This window comes from Bacillus thermotolerans, assembly GCF_000812025.2.
In the GTDB taxonomy this organism is placed as follows: domain Bacteria; phylum Bacillota; class Bacilli; order Bacillales; family Domibacillaceae; genus Quasibacillus; species Quasibacillus thermotolerans.
In genome coordinates, this window is the sequence record NZ_JWJE02000005.1 from 120,963 (window position 1) to 137,144 (window position 16,182).

Annotated in this window: 15 protein-coding genes, 8 tRNA genes and 1 rRNA gene; 7 read left to right on the forward strand and 17 right to left on the reverse strand. The window is 42.9% G+C overall.

The window, feature by feature from the left end:
• Positions 1-42: 42 nt before the first annotated feature.
• Positions 43-1,029, forward strand: coding sequence for an acrylyl-CoA reductase family protein (locus QY97_RS04045; RefSeq protein WP_269764095.1), 987 nt, complete (start codon positions 43-45; stop codon positions 1,027-1,029).
• A 144-nt stretch (positions 1,030-1,173) separates the two neighbouring features.
• On the opposite strand, the gene QY97_RS04050 is transcribed toward QY97_RS04045, so the two are convergent.
• Together QY97_RS04050 and QY97_RS04055 are read right to left on the reverse strand one after the other, a co-directional pair.
• The gene (locus QY97_RS04050) at positions 1,174-1,875 is read right to left on the reverse strand and encodes a hypothetical protein (RefSeq protein ID WP_039230445.1); all 702 of its coding nucleotides are present in this window, start codon (positions 1,873-1,875) and stop codon (positions 1,174-1,176) included.
• Positions 1,876-1,898: 23 nt separating this feature from the next.
• Positions 1,899-2,753, reverse strand: a complete 855-nt coding sequence (locus QY97_RS04055) for an ABC transporter ATP-binding protein (protein ID WP_052728918.1) — start codon at positions 2,751-2,753, stop codon at positions 1,899-1,901.
• A gap of 221 nt (positions 2,754-2,974) precedes the next feature.
• Here QY97_RS04055 and QY97_RS20600 point away from each other — a divergent pair, with 221 nt between their 5' ends.
• The 5 genes from QY97_RS20600 to QY97_RS04075 all read left to right on the forward strand — a co-directional run bounded on the left by QY97_RS20600 (position 2,975) and on the right by QY97_RS04075 (position 7,485).
• Positions 2,975-3,139, forward strand: a complete 165-nt coding sequence (locus tag QY97_RS20600) for a hypothetical protein (RefSeq protein ID WP_156994622.1) — start codon at positions 2,975-2,977, stop codon at positions 3,137-3,139.
• Positions 3,140-3,720: 581 nt separating this feature from the next.
• A complete protein-coding gene (locus QY97_RS04060) occupies positions 3,721-4,818 on the forward strand; it encodes an ABC transporter ATP-binding protein (RefSeq protein ID WP_039230447.1) in 1,098 nt (365 codons plus the stop codon).
• Positions 4,808-5,611, forward strand: a complete 804-nt coding sequence (locus tag QY97_RS04065) for an ABC transporter permease (RefSeq protein ID WP_039230450.1) — start codon at positions 4,808-4,810, stop codon at positions 5,609-5,611. The genes QY97_RS04060 and QY97_RS04065 overlap by 11 nt, the downstream gene beginning before the upstream one ends.
• Positions 5,612-6,412, forward strand: coding sequence for an ABC transporter permease (locus QY97_RS04070; RefSeq protein WP_039230453.1), 801 nt, complete (start codon positions 5,612-5,614; stop codon positions 6,410-6,412).
• The gene (locus QY97_RS04075) at positions 6,409-7,485 is read left to right on the forward strand and encodes an ABC transporter substrate-binding protein (RefSeq protein ID WP_039230456.1); all 1,077 of its coding nucleotides are present in this window, start codon (positions 6,409-6,411) and stop codon (positions 7,483-7,485) included. The genes QY97_RS04070 and QY97_RS04075 overlap by 4 nt, the downstream gene beginning before the upstream one ends.
• Positions 7,486-7,766: 281 nt before the next feature.
• Here QY97_RS04075 and glmS read toward each other — a convergent pair whose 3' ends face one another.
• The 6 genes from glmS to sigW form a co-directional block, all read right to left on the reverse strand.
• Positions 7,767-9,569 (reverse strand): glutamine--fructose-6-phosphate transaminase (isomerizing), encoded by a 1,803-nt coding sequence (gene glmS / locus QY97_RS04080; protein ID WP_039230459.1) that lies wholly within the window; start codon positions 9,567-9,569, stop codon positions 7,767-7,769.
• A gap of 498 nt (positions 9,570-10,067) precedes the next feature.
• The gene (gene glmM / locus QY97_RS04085; RefSeq protein WP_039230460.1) at positions 10,068-11,432 is read right to left on the reverse strand and encodes a phosphoglucosamine mutase; all 1,365 of its coding nucleotides are present in this window, start codon (positions 11,430-11,432) and stop codon (positions 10,068-10,070) included.
• 41 nt (positions 11,433-11,473) lie between these two features.
• Positions 11,474-12,457 (reverse strand): CdaR family protein, encoded by a 984-nt coding sequence (locus tag QY97_RS04090; RefSeq protein WP_052728919.1) that lies wholly within the window; start codon positions 12,455-12,457, stop codon positions 11,474-11,476.
• Complete coding sequence (gene cdaA, locus QY97_RS04095; RefSeq protein WP_039230464.1) at positions 12,450-13,283, reverse strand: diadenylate cyclase CdaA; 834 nt, start codon at positions 13,281-13,283, stop codon at positions 12,450-12,452. Before cdaA ends, QY97_RS04090 begins: the two co-directional genes overlap by 8 nt.
• 190 nt (positions 13,284-13,473) lie before the next feature.
• Positions 13,474-14,079: an anti-sigma factor family protein gene (locus tag QY97_RS04100; RefSeq protein WP_039230467.1), complete on the reverse strand. Its 606-nt coding sequence runs from the start codon at positions 14,077-14,079 to the stop codon at positions 13,474-13,476.
• 18 nt (positions 14,080-14,097) lie between these two features.
• Entirely contained in the window at positions 14,098-14,661 is a 564-nt protein-coding gene (sigW, locus tag QY97_RS04105) for an RNA polymerase sigma factor SigW (protein WP_039230469.1), read from the reverse strand.
• A gap of 170 nt (positions 14,662-14,831) precedes the next feature.
• Between sigW and QY97_RS04110 the strand changes: the two genes are divergently transcribed.
• On the forward strand, positions 14,832-14,996 hold the full coding sequence (locus QY97_RS04110; protein ID WP_039230471.1) for an aspartyl-phosphate phosphatase Spo0E family protein: 165 nt from the start codon (positions 14,832-14,834) through the stop codon (positions 14,994-14,996).
• A 114-nt stretch (positions 14,997-15,110) separates the two neighbouring features.
• Here QY97_RS04110 and QY97_RS04115 read toward each other — a convergent pair.
• From QY97_RS04115 to rrf, 9 genes are all read right to left on the reverse strand, one after another.
• A tRNA-Lys gene (locus QY97_RS04115) sits at positions 15,111-15,183 on the reverse strand.
• A gap of 4 nt (positions 15,184-15,187) precedes the next feature.
• Positions 15,188-15,262 (reverse strand) — tRNA-Gln (locus QY97_RS04120).
• Between the two features lie 65 nt (positions 15,263-15,327).
• Positions 15,328-15,412: transfer RNA gene (locus QY97_RS04125), tRNA-Tyr, on the reverse strand.
• 9 nt (positions 15,413-15,421) lie between these two features.
• Positions 15,422-15,494: transfer RNA gene (locus tag QY97_RS04130), tRNA-Thr, on the reverse strand.
• A 5-nt stretch (positions 15,495-15,499) separates the two neighbouring features.
• A tRNA-Val gene (locus QY97_RS04135) sits at positions 15,500-15,575 on the reverse strand.
• A gap of 3 nt (positions 15,576-15,578) precedes the next feature.
• Positions 15,579-15,653: transfer RNA gene (locus tag QY97_RS04140), tRNA-Glu, on the reverse strand.
• 15 nt (positions 15,654-15,668) lie between these two features.
• Positions 15,669-15,741 (reverse strand) — tRNA-Thr (locus QY97_RS04145).
• A 1-nt stretch (position 15,742) separates the two neighbouring features.
• Positions 15,743-15,817 (reverse strand) — tRNA-Asn (locus QY97_RS04150).
• A gap of 20 nt (positions 15,818-15,837) precedes the next feature.
• Positions 15,838-15,953, reverse strand: a 5S ribosomal RNA gene (gene rrf / locus QY97_RS04155).
• Positions 15,954-16,182 lie beyond the last annotated feature (229 nt).

The following is a 16,182-nucleotide window of genomic DNA, read 5'->3' on the forward strand; positions in this document are numbered from 1 at the left end:
ACCCTTCTTCAATCTGGTAGAAAGAAAGGATATGATGAAAAAGTGGATACTTTTCAAGCAATGGTGCTAGACAAAGCTGGGGACCAAACAAAATTGGAATTGAAGCAGCTGCATCTGGAGGATTTATCCGAGGGGGAAGTGACCGTTCGCGTCGCTTATTCCAGTGTGAACTTTAAGGATGGGATCGTGGCTCTTCAAAATCAGTTCGTTGAATCCTATCCGCTCGTGCCCGGGATCGATTTAGCAGGAACAGTCATTGATTCATCGGACGAGCGCTTTAAAGCCGGCGATGAAGTGATTGTCACGAGCTATCAGTTAGGGACCGGGCATTCTGGCGGCTTTAGTGAGATTGCACGTGTGCCCGCTAAATGGGTAGTGCCCCTGCCAGAAGGCCTATCTTTACGAGAGTCAATGATTTTAGGCACCGCCGGCTTTACTGCTGCTTTGTCTGTTCAACGACTAGAGGATAACGGGTTAACCCCCGAACAAGGTCCTGTGTTAGTCGCAGGAGCGACAGGCGGAGTAGGCAGCATTGCTGTTAACATCTTGGCCAAACGAGGTTACGAGGTCGTTGCCAGCACAGGAAAGACAAATGAGGAACCCTACTTAAAGAAAATAGGAGCAGCCCAGGTAATTCACCGAAACGACATTATCGACGCCGAACAAAGACCGATTCGAGAAGAGAAATGGGCCGGTGCTGTAGATCCGGTAGGAGGCAAAACCATCCAGTACATTTTGAGCACATTAAAATATGGCGGATCTGTAGCAACCAGCGGCTTAACTGGCGGAGTGGAAGTGTCCACTACGGTTATTCCTTTTATTTCAAGAAGCATTAATTGGCTTGGCATTGATTCTGTCGAATGTCCAATGGATCAACGAGTCAACGTCTGGAACCGTCTAGCCGGTGACTTTAAGCCGACTTCCTTACATGATGAAATTGTCAATGAAATTTCGTTAGAACAGTTGCCAGAAGTACTGGCTCGTATTCTAGAAGGAAAAGTGCGAGGAAGAACATTAGTAAAGCTGTGACTATCCCTGCCACCAAAATATGGAGCTAAATAGAAAAGGACACATGTTGATTTCGTTATTCATCATGTGTTCTTCTTTTGTATAACCCGCTTACACCAGCCTTTATTCTATATTCTATTTATTATCTAAGCGACCCCTTAGTAATCAAAACCGTTTCACTAACCTTAAGAATACATACAGAAGTATCAATGAGTAGATAATAACCCAAATAAAAGGCACGATAGATAGATGCAGGATACTTTCACCGCTCCAATTGGTTAATGATTGTTGTGTACCAATAGCAGGCGGAATCACCCAAACTATATTTTTAAAGCTTGCTGGCAAAACATCATATATTCCTAAGGCAGCTATTGAGATGACAATAAGGAGCGCCAACCCTCCGTAGGAATTGATAAGGTTCTTCATTAAGCTATTGCTGAATATGCTGGCCACACTTATACCTAATGTTGCCAATAACATATGATTCATGAATGAAATAACACCGATAGTAAACGTTACCGGCTCATTAAAAAGGTTGAAAACAACGGGATATAGAAAGGCATAAACAGCAAGTATAAGCGAAATAAGCCACACGGATATAAACTTTGCAATGTAGTAGCGATTGCTCCCTTTCACATGCAGCAGCATCAATTGTTTTTGTACAGGCGGATCAAGAGCCAAAACACTTATACATATCCAAGCAGAGATTACGTATAGAGTTACAGCAGTTAATGCATAGCTGTCAATAACCGGATTGGAAGTGTATGTATAGTAAACAAACACTAAAATAAAAAAAGCTGAAACAGGCGGGAAATATCTATGAGAACGGATATAATCATGCAAACTGTATTTAATAAGCTCTTTCAAAAACCCCCCTCCCTTATGAATAATCAAATGTATTTGTTGTTAAACTTTTCAGTATGGTCTATTGTGATTACACGATCAATACTGCCCTTTAATTGAAGAACCCTGAACAGAATACGATCGCTATGTTCCACATGCACATACAACAGCAAGCGATCGGCCTTCCTCTCCGTATACAATACCTCATCCCATTGCTTCACACGGGATTCATCTATTTGTTTTACTTCCAATAACTTAATGGGTTCTCTTTTCGTAAGATCAGCCTTTGCAATAAAACCCTTATCCAAATAATAAGCCGTTTCTATGATTGGCTTAAAAACAGTAGACTCATGATAGGTTAACAGGATACTTGTGCCCTGTTCCTTCAGTTCTTTTATTACTGCAAGCAATTCTTTCTGAGCATGAAGATCAAGACCTGACACAGGCTCATCAAGAATAAGCAGCTCTGGTGTTTGTAATATGGCCTGAATAATACCGACTTTCTGGATGTTTCCTTTTGACAAATTCATAATCCGTTGACGATTCCACTTATCCAACTGAAAGCGCTGAAGAAAATGGGCAATTGTCTTTTTAAGCTCAGCGTCAGGAATCCCGCTAACCTTTCCTACATAACTTAAATATTCACCGGGAGTAAAACGAAGATGTTTAGGAAACCTTTCAGGAATGTAGCCAATCTTAAGCCCCTTACTAAAGTACGTGATTTTTCCCGAACTAGGCCGTTCTAGACCCGCTACTATACGCAATATTGTACTCTTTCCCGCACCATTTCCTCCCAAAATGGCAGTGACTTGATTCTTAAAAATAGTAAAAGAGACATCGTGCAGGATGCTTTTATTGGCGTATGCTTTGCTGATATGCTCAAGCTCCACAAGCCGATTCATAAAGTCCTCCTTTCTTTTGCTTTACGGTGTTTGAAAAACTGTATGTTTTTAATTGTAGAGGCAGCAGGTTCATTACAAAAAACTGGAGTCAAATTCATAATAGGATATTCCTATTTTATAGTATGGATCAGGCAAATAACAGTCTAATAGCAGCCGCATGGATTTCTTTCGTTAAAATGTTTACTTCGTTAAAACATTCACCTATTATTTTATAGGTGCTTATGATTAAGAGAATTTCAACTGAGCTACTTAAAGTGTCGAGCGCTGCAGAAAGACCTGGCTTAGAAAAAGAAATGGTGCAATGGCTGGCAGCAAGTAAAGGTGAAAGTATACTTATTGCCGGCATACTTGCTGGTGAATGGAAGAAAATCATAAATTTTTTATGACACTCCTTCTTTTCGCCGGGTCGATATTAACACTTGTTGACGTTTTATACGCTTGGCCCACCATTGCTGCTTAAAGGAGATTTAGCACAATAACGATCACATCCGCTTGCTAAGTCATCAAAAGAGAAAAGATATTAATTGTTTAAATACTTTATGTGAAAGACGGCTATCAAACTCCCAATTATTGATATGGAAGGCTGCAAAATACTTGTAAAACCTTAATTAAAGTTCTTGTGGGGGACCGGGGAAGGAAATAGAATATAATTTCGGGCGCTTTATTCCTCTTATAAGTTAGGTTGGAGCCAAACAGAAGAACCTCGGAATGAGTCTGCTTCTACTATTCTGGGCTCCATTCATATTTAAAAAACACGGCGAATTTAGAACAGTCCCTCTTCTTGGGCAAAAACATCGGTCCACATCTTACAGAGTGAAACTTTTCTGACACTCGGCAAAATTAATTTGTCACCAATAAAGATCACCCTGTGTATTTTGACTGTAAAAGATATGCTGCATTACTAACGATGCTGGCAAACAACAATTTCATTAGTAACCATTGATTCTTATATATAGGAGGCTTTCGCATGGCGAATGATATAATTATCCGTTTTGATAACGTGACAAAAACTTACAACAGCAACACGACGGTGTTAAAAGGCGTTAGCTTCGAGCTTGAACGAGGAAAGTTTTATACGTTACTTGGTCCTTCAGGCTGCGGGAAAACGACAATTTTGCGCCTTATTGCCGGATTCGACACTCCGACAACAGGCGATGTATTTATTAACGGAAAACGCGTAAATGACGTGCCAGCAAACGAGCGCCAAGTAAACACTGTATTTCAAGACTACGCCCTATTCCCTCATCTAAACGTATTTGAAAATGTTGCATTCGGCCTGCGCATTAAAAAAATAAAAGAAGCTGAAATTAAAGTGAGAGTAGCGGAGGCGTTAAATTTCGTAAACTTAACAGGTTATGAAAACCGTGAAATTGCAGAAATGTCAGGTGGTCAGCGTCAACGTGTGGCGATCGCGCGCGCCATTGTTAACGATCCGGAAGTCATTTTGCTCGACGAGCCGCTATCGGCACTTGACTTGAAGTTACGTACAGAAATGCAGTATGAGCTGCGCGAGCTGCAGCAGCGCCTTGGTAAAACATTTATTTTCGTTACGCATGACCAAGAGGAAGCGTTAGCAATGAGTGACGAAATTTTTGTCTTAAACGAAGGAAACATCCAACAATCCGGTACGCCAGTTGATATTTACGATGAGCCGATTAACCGCTTCGTTGCAGACTTTATCGGGGAATCAAACATCGTTAACGGCATCATGCTTGAAGACTATAAAGTTCAATTTGCCGGTGAAGTGTTTGACTGTGTTGACGGCGGTATGAAGCCGAACGAAAAAATCGATGTTGTCATTCGCCCAGAAGACTTACATGTCACAACGCCAGAAGCAGGTAAAATTATCGTGCGCGTCGATACGCAGCTGTTCCGCGGCGTGCACTACGAATTATCAACATATGATGAGGATGGCAATGAGTGGCTTGTACACTCACTGAAACGGGCTGAAGTAGGTGCACAAGTAGGTCTTGATTTCGAGCCAGAGGCAATTCACATTATGCGTCTAAATGAAACGGAAGAAGAATTTGACGCGCGCTTAGAGGCATACACGAATGAAGTTTAAATCAAAAGCATCGCTCATCCCATATTTATTATGGGTTGCCCTCTTCGTTATTGCACCGATCGGGCTCATTTTATACTATTCTATGCTCGATTTAAACGGAGACTTTACACTGGCTAACTATCAAAACTTCTTTACGCCAGCTTACTTAACGATGACGTTAACGAGCTTTTGGTATGCGTTTTTAATTACTTTCTTTACGCTAGTAATCTCTTATCCAACGGCTTACTTTTTAACGAAAATGAAGCATAAGCATTTATGGTTAATGCTGATCATTATTCCTTCCTGGATTAACTTATTGTTAAAAACGTATGCATTTATCGGGATTTTCGGCTTATACGGGCCGGTCAATGCGATAATTGAAGTGTTCGGCTTTGATCCGAAACAAATTTTATTCACAGATTTTAGTTTCGTCTTTGTAGCGGTATATATTTTTATTCCGTTTATGATTATTCCGATCTTCAACGCGTTAGATAAAATGAATCCATCGTTAATTTACGCATCGCGTGACTTAGGCGCCTCAGCGTTTACAACGTTCCGCCGTGTCATTTTCCCATTAACAATTGAAGGCGTAAAGTCAGGAATTCAAGTAACGTTTATCCCTGCTCTATCACTATTTATGATTACTCGCTTAATTGCCGGTAACAAAGTCATTACGCTTGGCACGGCGATTGAGCAGCAATTTCTAGTGGCACAAAACTGGGGAATGGGTTCAACAATCGCAGTGTTTTTAATCTTGATTATGTTCGCAAGCATGCTGTTTACGCGCACGAAGAAAAAAGGAGGTCGAGCATAAATGCGTTCAAACTTATCTGCTACAGCTAAAGTATATTTAGTTGCCGTATTTGTCATTTTATATGCCCCGATCTTCTACTTAATTTTTTATTCGTTCAATAGCGGCGGCACAATGAACTCATTCGAAGGCTTTACCCTTGAGCATTATAAAGCAGTATTTGAGGATAACCGTTTAATCGCTATTTTAATTAATACAGTGATTGTTGCCTTGCTTTCTGCGTTAATCGCAACCATTATTGGAACACTTGGTGCGGTCGGCATCGTTTCTATGCGCAGCCAGAAAATGCGCAGCACTGTATTATCATTAAACAACATTCTGATTGTTAGCCCAGACGTTGTAATCGGGGCAAGCTTCTTAATTTTATTCACAATGATTGGCGTAAAGCTTGGTTTTGCTTCGGTATTAATTTCACATATCGCGTTCAGTATTCCAATCGTTGTTTTAATGGTATTGCCGAAAATACTTGAAATGAATACGAACTTAATTGATGCGGCACTTGATTTAGGTGCATCTCGTCGGGACGTGTTGACACGCGTCATTATTCCATATATTAAGCCCGGTATTTTTGCCGGTTTCTTTATGGCATTAACGTATTCATTAGATGACTTTGCGGTAACGTTTTTCGTAACGGGTAACGGCTTTAGTACATTATCGGTGGAAATTTACTCAATGGCCCGCGCTGGTATTTCATTAACAGTTAATGCGATTTCTGGGTTAGTATTCGTTGTTACAGTCGGTGTTGTAGCCATTTACTACGTCATTACGAACCGCGCGAAAAAAATGGAGGCGTATAATCGATGAAATCATTACTTAATGCAGCGCTTGCCATCGTTATAACATGTGGTCTGCTTTGGTTTGCTGCCTCTAAGCTTGAAGCATCAGGCTCCGCTGGCGGAGAAGGAGTGTTAACCGTATACAACTGGGGCGAATACATCGACCCCGCCTTGATCGACCAGTTTGAAGAAGAAACAGGCATTACAGTCATTTACGAAACGTTTGACTCAAACGAAGCAATGTTAACAAAAATTAGACAAGGCGGTTCAGCCTACGATATCGCGGTACCATCGGAATACACCATCGAAACGATGATTGAAGAAGACTTATTAATCGAAATCGATCATTCTAAAATCACGAACTTACAAAATATCGACCCTTACTTTTTAGATTTACCGTTCGACCCGAAAAACAAATATTCGATTCCATACTTCTGGGGGACAGTAGGAATCGTATACAACCCGAACAAAATTCCAGAGCACATTACATTCGACTCTTGGGACGATTTATGGGACCCGGCGTTAAAAAATAAAGTGTTTTTAGTAGACGGTGCACGTGAAGTAATGGGCATGGGCTTAAACAGCCTAGGCTACTCTTTAAACTCACGTGACGACAGCGAATTGCGTGAAGCGACCGAAAAGCTAAAACAGCTAAACGGCAATGTTAAAGCGATTATCGGTGATGAAATTACACCGCTTATGATCAACAATGAAGCAGCTGTCTCGTTAACGTTCTCTGGGCAAGCAGCTGACATGATGGGAGAAAACGAAGAGCTCGACTTTGCTGTTCCATCAGAAGGCTCAAACTTATGGTTCGATAACATGGTTATTCCAAAAACAGCCCAAAACATAGAAGGTGCCCATTTATTCATTAACTTCATGCTAGATGCCGAAGTCGCTGCACAAAACGCAGAATACGTAGGTTACTCCATTCCGAACAAAGCAGCGTGGGAGTTATTAGATAAAGAAGTCATAAACGACGAGCGCTTCTACCCGCCCGAAGAAAGGCGAAGTAACTTAGAGGTGTATGAAAACTTAGGGCTTGAACTGTTAGGGATATACAACGAATACTTTTTAGAATTTAAAATGTCGCTCAACTAGCGCACAACAACATTAGCTAACATTAGCAGTACAAACCAAGGCTATGGTTTGTACTGCTGATTTTTTATAGTACATATGGAGGAAAGCTAAATAGCTCGGGGTCAAGTAAGATTCCGCCATAAAAACCCGCTCACTGCACAATCTCATTTAAACCAGTTTAGTACATGAGGAACAAAGAGCTCTTGTTTTCTTTTGGACATAAAAACACCCCTTTGGATCATCATATCCAAAGGGGTAAAATAGTACAGCTTTATTTTGAATTTATACTAAGACAAACTCTCTTATTCTACAGTTACGCTCTTTGCCAGATTACGCGGCTTATCTACATCGCAATTGCGGTGAAGAGCGGCATAGTAAGCGATAAGCTGCATAGGAATGATGGAAACAAGCGGCGTAAGGAGCTCATGAACCGTAGGAATGACATAACGATCATCCTCGCTTTCTAAGCCCTTCATGGAAATAACACACGTATTCGCCCCGCGTGCTGCCACTTCTTTCACATTGCCCCGGATATTTAAATTCACACTTTCCTGCGTAGCAAGCGCAATAACCGGTGTACCTTCCTCAATCAAAGCAATCGTTCCGTGCTTTAATTCACCGCCAGCAAATCCTTCCGCTTGAATATAGGAAATTTCCTTCAGCTTCAACGCACTCTCCAAGCTGACATAATAATCTAGCGCACGGCCGATGAAGAAGCAGTTGCGTGTCGTAGCAAGATAATCTCTGGCCATCTGCTCAAATTCTTCTTTCGCATCGCAAAGAACCTCCATCGCATTTGCGACAATACCAAGCTCCTGGGTAAGACTGAATGGAAGCTTGAGACCTCGAGATTCAGCGACAGCACCCGCAAGAATAGCCAGCACAGAAATTTGCGCTGTATAGGCCTTTGTAGAAGCTACAGCAATTTCAGGACCTGCATGCAGCAACAAAGTATAATCCGCTTCACGTGACAGCGTAGAGCCTTGTACATTCGTAATTGTCAGGGCCTGATAGCCAAGTTCCTTTACCTTTACAAGTACCGCACGGCTGTCGGCTGTTTCTCCGCTTTGAGATATAAAGATGAATAATGGCTTCTTAGATAGCAGCGGCATATCATAAACAAACTCACTAGCTACATGCACTTCCGTTGGAATGTTAGCAACCGCTTCTAAATACTTCTTACCTACAAGTCCTGCATGATAGCTTGTTCCGCAGGCTATAATATATAGGCGGTCTGCTGCATTCACTGCCTGCACGATACTCTGGTCAACTGTCAGCTGCTCCTGATCGTTCTGGTAAGCTTGGATGATCTTTCTCATGACTAACGGCTGCTCGTCAATTTCCTTCAGCATGTAATGAGGGTACGTACCCTTTTCAATGTCTCCTGCATCCAGCTCAGCTGTGTACGGCGCACGCTTCATCTCTTCGCCAGCCAAGTTTTGAATAATTACTTTTTCCTTTGTTACGATAACGACTTCTTTATCCATTAGCTCCACAAACTGATCCGTTACCTGAATCATTGCCATGGCGTCAGAAGCCACAACATTGAAGTCTTCTCCCAGTCCAACAAGAAGAGGACTTTTGTTCTTTGCTGCGAAGATCGTTTCTGCCTGCTCTCTATCTAAAAGAGCTAACGCGTAAGAACCTTTTAGCAGCTGCAGCGTTTTACGAAAGGCTGCTTCTGTATCAAGGCCTTCATTAGCAAATAGTTCGATCAGTTGAACGATTACTTCCGTATCCGTATCACTTTTTAGCGGTACATCTAGCAAGTATTCTCTTTTCAGCTGCTCGTAGTTTTCAATAACTCCATTATGCACAAGTGTGAAGCGGCCAGAAACGCTTTGATGGGGGTGAGCATTTTCTCTGCTTGGCGCCCCATGTGTGGCCCAGCGTGTGTGGCCGATTCCTGTTGTTGCCTGCACACTTTCATCTACGACTCTTCTTAAATCAGCAATTCGTCCTTTTTCTTTAAACACATGCACACCATCTGCATTTCTCATAGCCAGCCCGGCAGAGTCATAGCCCCGGTATTCCATCTTTTCTAATCCGTTCAGTAAAATTTCCCTTGCGTCCTTAAGGCCAATATAGCCTACAATTCCACACATACAACGTCCCTCCTAGAAGAAAGCAGGCAAAAACAACCGGTCTTTGCACCGCTCTATTCTCTTTAAAATTTAAAATATTTAACGATCCATGTACTAGAGATCCGCATTTCCATTCCCTTTGTACACAAAGTTGCCTTTGTGCTTTAAGAAAGGACTAACGGTTGTACGGAGCAACCGGGAGGCATCCGCCGAACACTCGATAAACCTCCTCCTCGTCAACTAGCCAGGCGCTCTCCTGCTAGTTCAGGCGCTTTGTAAAAAAACTACTGATTCCTCTTCCTCTCCTCCTTTTTCATTTATTGAAAGACTAGGCTAGCCAGGAAGATTACTTACTTAGCAAGCAGCTTTTAATATAGTCTTCCGTAAAACAGCCTTATCATACACTACTTAAATTCTCCTCGTCAACTTTTTTCATAGATAGCCATGAATATTATATACATATGAAAAAAGAGGCGCGTTCGTGCGCCTCCTTTCTTGGCTTCCCTGCTTGCTCACGACTTAAACATCTATTTGAGATTCGCTGAGTCCCATTTCTGCTTCAACCACTTCAGCGATCCGGTTCACATAATTCTCGCACACCTCTTCTGACGGCGCTTCGACCATCACGCGGACAAGCGGCTCAGTGCCAGAAGGGCGCACCAGTACGCGTCCGTTGCCATTCATTTCCGCTTCCACTTCAGAAATAACCGCCTTTACTTTCTCGTTCTCTGTGACTTTGTATTTATCAGTTACACGAACGTTTCTGAGCAGCTGCGGGAATTTCTCCATTTCTGCAGCAAGCTCTGACAACGGCTTTTTCGTCATGTTCATCACGTTTACAAGCTGAAGCCCCGTCAGCATTCCATCGCCTGTGGTGTTGTAATCAAGAAAAATGATATGTCCAGACTGTTCTCCGCCAAGGCTGTAGCCGTTTTTCTTCATTTCTTCCACAACATAACGGTCGCCGACAGCTGTTTGGACGCTTTGAATACCTAATGCTTCTAATCCTTTATAAAAGCCAAGGTTACTCATAACCGTTGACACAACCGCTGATTGATTCAAGCGACCCTGTTCGTGAAGATACTTAGCACAAATAAACATAATCTGGTCGCCGTCTACGATGTTCCCTTTCTCATCAACAGCAATCAAACGATCGCCGTCTCCATCAAAGGCTAAGCCTAGGTCAGCTTGCTTCTCAACAACGAAAGCAGCAAGCGCTTCTGGGTGTGTAGAACCAACTCCGTCATTAATATTCAAGCCATTTGGCGACGTGCCAATAGTGGAGATATCCGCTTCTAAATCAGCGAACAAATGCGTAGCCAATGAAGACGCCGCTCCATGTGCACAATCAATAGCTATATGCATATCGGTAAATTCTTCATCAACGGATTGTTTCAAATACTGGATATACTTTTGACCGCCCTCAAAATAATCACTGACCAGCCCAAGAGCTGCTCCCGTTGGACGAGGCAGGCTGTCTGTTTCCTGATCTAGCAAGGCTTCTACCTCTGCCTCCTGCTCATCTGTCAGCTTAAATCCATCTGGGCCAAAAAACTTGATACCGTTGTCTTCTACAGGGTTATGCGAAGCTGAAATCATGACTCCTGCTTGAGCATCCATTACTTTTGTTAAATAAGCGACTCCAGGAGTAGGGATAACTCCAAGGCGCATGACTTCTGCACCAATGGATAGAAGGCCCGCAACGAGAGCGCCTTCAAGCATATGACCAGAGATACGCGTATCTCGGCCTACAACTACTTTTGCATGCTCAGCGTTCTTCGTCAGTACATAGCCGCCAAAACGGCCTAGTTTAAAGGCTAGTTCTGGTGTTAATTCCGTATTTGCTACGCCTCTAACTCCATCGGTTCCAAAATACTTACCCATATTACATTCTCTCCTTTGTTTTCCCTTCTCGACAAACCGCTTTATGCATTACTTTCTTCCTTCGGCTTGCTTTTCGGACTTCCTTCGACTGTTACTTTTACTTTCACTGTCTGTGGTGAAACAAAGTTCAAACCTTCGCTAATCTCGATTGGCACATTAAGAGTCGTGTTCTTTTCCACACTGCTTACATCCACTGGAATATTAAGCTCTTCTATTTCTTTAATAACTGATTCTTTTCCATACACGGTGATTTCTTCCATATCTGTGCTGACTGAAGTCACTGTGACTCCTGCCGGCGGCGAGCCAGTCGGTGTTAAGTTAAGAGCAACCTTCTTGCTTGGGTTCTTAACTGAAATCGATACTTGAACCGTTTCGGGTTCTACCTTTACATCCAGCTTATTTAAGTCTTTATCGAGCACTTGAACCTTTGCTGTCCCCGCCGTTTCCTGACTCACCTTCTCCTCAACATTGAAAGTCGCTTTCACATATACAATTTTGCTGAGGGCTGTCTTTGAGCCTGTAACCTGCACTCTTCTAGGATCCACGGAAACCTCTTCAGTCTGATATCCCTCCGCAAGCATGCTGCTGTCGAATTCAGGACTCACTGTATAGTAATCGGATACTCGCTCCTCCACAAGCACTTCTACCGTTTCCGGCTGTACCGTGACATTAAGTTTATCTGAGAAGCCCGTATACTTAATCGGCACGCGGTGCTTTCCAATGCTTACATTCGTTAAATCTACAAATAATTCAAAGTCTTGAAGGCGCTTTTCAGATTCAATAATACTGTTCGGCCCCTCAAGTTCTACCTCGACGGTTTCAGGCAGCCCGGAAACGAATAAGTTTTCCGTATCATAGTATGCTTGAACCGGTACATCGGTAATTACTTCACTGTTCTCTTGTGCGGATTCGCTCGCTTTCTTGTTTAGCTGCAGATCCGCAAAGTTAACAGAAATATAAAGCAGCAAAGCCAATAGCAAAGCAACTATGCGAACAAACCAAGCACTGTCCACAAATTTATCCATCGCTTCTTCTCCCCCTCCAGCTCCAGCGGTTCGAAGATTCAGTTTGCTCTTTCAAAAGCTCATGCGACAACAGCTTTTCAAAGTCCTCAGAGGATAAGCCACGGAATAAATCCCCGTTTTTCGCAATGGATACCGCCCCTGTTTCTTCAGAAACAATAATCGTAATACTGTCCGTGACCTCACTGACTCCGATCGCAGCCCGGTGCCGCGTCCCCAGTTCTTTTGAAATGAATGGGCTTTCCGAGAGAGGCAAATAACAGGCAGCAGCCGCTATTTGGTTCTTTTGAATAATGACGGCTCCATCATGAAGCGGGGTATTCGGAATAAATATATTAATCAATAATTGCGAAGTAACGGTCGAATTTAATGGAATACCCGTTTCAATGTATTCATTCATTCCTGTCTCTTTTTCAATTGATATAAGAGCACCAATTCGTCTTTTTGCCATGTAACTGACGGCTTCCATGAGAGCGTCAATCAATTCGCGCTGCTCCTTGTCTTCTTGGACAACGTTTCGTGAAAATAACCGGCCTCGTCCAAGCTGTTCAAGCGCTCGGCGCACCTCCGGCTGGAAAATAATGATGACAGCCAAGAATCCCCATGTCAGTGCCTGTTCCATAAGCCAGCTTAACGTATCAAGCCCAAATAGACCGCTTAAGCTTCGTGCGACTACAATAACAAAAATACCCTTAACAAGCTGAACGGCTTTTGTACCGCGTATGACCATTAACAGCTTATAGATAACAAACCAAACCAGCAGTATATCAAGCGTGTTAGATAAGTAATCTAACACAGTAAAGTCTTCGAAGTAATTTGAAAACGGCATCTTACATCCTCCACTAATGTAATGACTCCAGCCGCCTATAGGCTTTTTCACTTAACCTGCATATTATAACATAATATTGCCAAAAAGCAGAACGAAAAGAAGCAGGGGTACGCTGCCTCTTTCAAGCTAATAGACGGTTTCTAACTTTCTTGTTAAAAAGCATGATCATCGATTACATGAAGGGGCTTTATTACTTGAATAGCTCAGCTGCCGTCTCCTTTATTTTAAACCACATCCAGCCGAATGCTTGGTCAATCTCTTCGATTTCTCCTGTCACCTTGCCGGCCGAGGCCATATACCGTTCTCCCTTGATGACTGTTACGTCTCCCTGAACTTCCCCTTCAATTCTAATGTCGCCATTTTCAACTACCATATCTCCTTTAATGACTTCACCTTCTGGTACAATCACCGTATGGTCCTCTACTTCTATATTGTCATACTTCGTAAAAGCAAAGCTTTCCGTTTCTTTTTGCCAATTAGAAAACAGACTGCCTGTCATTAATATGAGGAACAAAGCAGCAGCAATGAAAAAAGGGTGCTTTCTAAGCCAGCGCTGTACACCCACTGACTTATCCTCTTTCGGCAAAGAAAACAGCACCCGCTCTGTGAAGCCTTCCGGTGCATGGATATGAGAACAGCTTTGAACGAGTGCAATGGTTTTCTTCAGCTCCGAGAAGTGCTGACGGCAGTGCTTACAAGCATCTAAATGTGCTTTTAATTGCCGTTGTTCATTACTAGACAACTCTCCGTCTAAGTAATTATGCATAAGTTGTGCGTTCTTTCGACACTCAGCCATCCTACACACGTCCCTTCCTTACATATTTCTCAAATGCTTTCTGAGTGCTTCACGCCCTCTATGCATCCGCGTTTTTACCGTGCCAAGCGGCAGCTCTAAAATTTCTGCTATTTCTTGAAGAGAAAGCTCTTCAATGTACTTTAATACAATGACAGACCTATACTTCTCAGGAAGCTGGTAAATAGCTGCTTGAACAGTCTCCTGCATCTCTAGACTTTCCAAAGCCTCTTCAGGAAGCTTTTCAGACGATGCCAGTTGTGAATACATGTTTAGCCCCTCTGTGCCAGCCACCTCTGCATCCAGGTGATAATCGGGCTTTTTCTTGCGGATACGGTCAATGCAAAGATTCGTCGCAATACGGTAAAGCCAAGTCGTAAACTTCTTTGTTGTATCATATGTGTGAATATTAATGAATGCTTTAATGAAAGTTTCCTGTGCTGCATCCTCTGCTTCGTGCTGATTCCACAGCATGCGATAGCAAATTTGATAGACTTTATCCTTATAAAGCTCTACGATCTCACCAAACGCATTTTGATCTCCTTTAAGCACTTGCTTTATTCTTCTTTGGACTAATAACTCCATCAATTTTACCTCCTGCTCTAGCAGGTATCTTTTTATACGTAAATACCTTGAAAAGGTTTCAAAAAAAATCTGCATGTCTATCATAACAAATAAAGGGAAAAGAAGTTTGAATTTCTATGTAGTTGGGTATGTTGAGATTAATTAATTACACAGTAGTGGAGGTTGAAAAAATGTTGGCGACAGTAGATATACTCACTAAGATCGAAAATCACCGAAATAATATGGTCTCATTAGCTTTACAAACATCTTTTACAAATGAAAGAGTAGTCGAAATGAGTGCTGAGCTTGATCAACTATTAAATCAATTTGAACAGCTAAAAAGACCAGGGGCATGAAGCCGGCTGCCGTTTTCTCTCTGACCATATATTATCAAGCAATCGATCAAAAAAGAAGCTGTGTTAAGTGAATGACGAATCGTTCACTTAACACAGCTTCTTTAATTAGAGAAGTGAGCCATGAAGGACTCGAACCTTCGACCCTCTGATTAAAAGTCAGATGCTCTACCAACTGAGCTAATGGCTCACAATGGCTGGGCTAGCAGGATTCGAACCTGCGCATGACGGAGTCAAAGTCCGGTGCCTTACCGCTTGGCTATAGCCCATTGATGAAAAGAAATAAAAAGGACATGCTTAGTTATGCCCATTTTTTTAATATATTTACAAGAAATGGTGGAGGGGGACGGATTCGAACCGCCGAACCCTGAGGGAGCGGATTTACAGTCCGCCGCGTTTAGCCACTTCGCTACCCCTCCAAAAAACAGTGCCGGCAAGAGGACTTGAACCCCCAACCTACTGATTACAAGTCAGTTGCTCTACCAATTGAGCTACACCGGCATACATGGTGGAGGATGACGGGCTCGAACCGCCGACCCTCTGCTTGTAAGGCAGATGCTCTCCCAGCTGAGCTAATCCTCCACATGGTGACCCCTACGGGATTCGAACCCGTGTTACCGCCGTGAAAGGGCGGTGTCTTAACCGCTTGACCAAGGGGCCACTTTAAAAATAGTAAGCTTCCAACCGGGCTCGAACCGGTGACCTCTTCCTTACCATGGAAGTGCTCTACCTGCTGAGCTATGGAAGCATGGCTCCGCAGGCAAGATTCGAACTTGCGACCGATCGGTTAACAGCCGATTGCTCTACCACTGAGCTACTGCGGAATGGAAATTGGTTAAAAACAGCCTGGCAGCGTCCTACTCTCACAGGGGGAAGCCCCCAACTACCATCGGCGCTGAAGAGCTTAACTTCCGTGTTCGGGATGGGAACGGGTGTGGCCTCTTCGCCATAGCCGCCAGACTATTAAAGACATTTACTATTATAGCAAATTCTTCTTATTTGGCAAGAACTTTTTTGTTCTTTCAAAACTGGATAATATGCTTGGGAAGTAACCGGCAATACCTTGCCATTTTGTTGTGTGTTGTCCAGCTCCGGCTCCTAGACACTCGAGTCAAATAACCGTCCGCTTCCAAGGCTTAGCGCCTCTCCAGCGTCCGAACATTTGCTTGTCGTGTCTATGCAGTCGCCT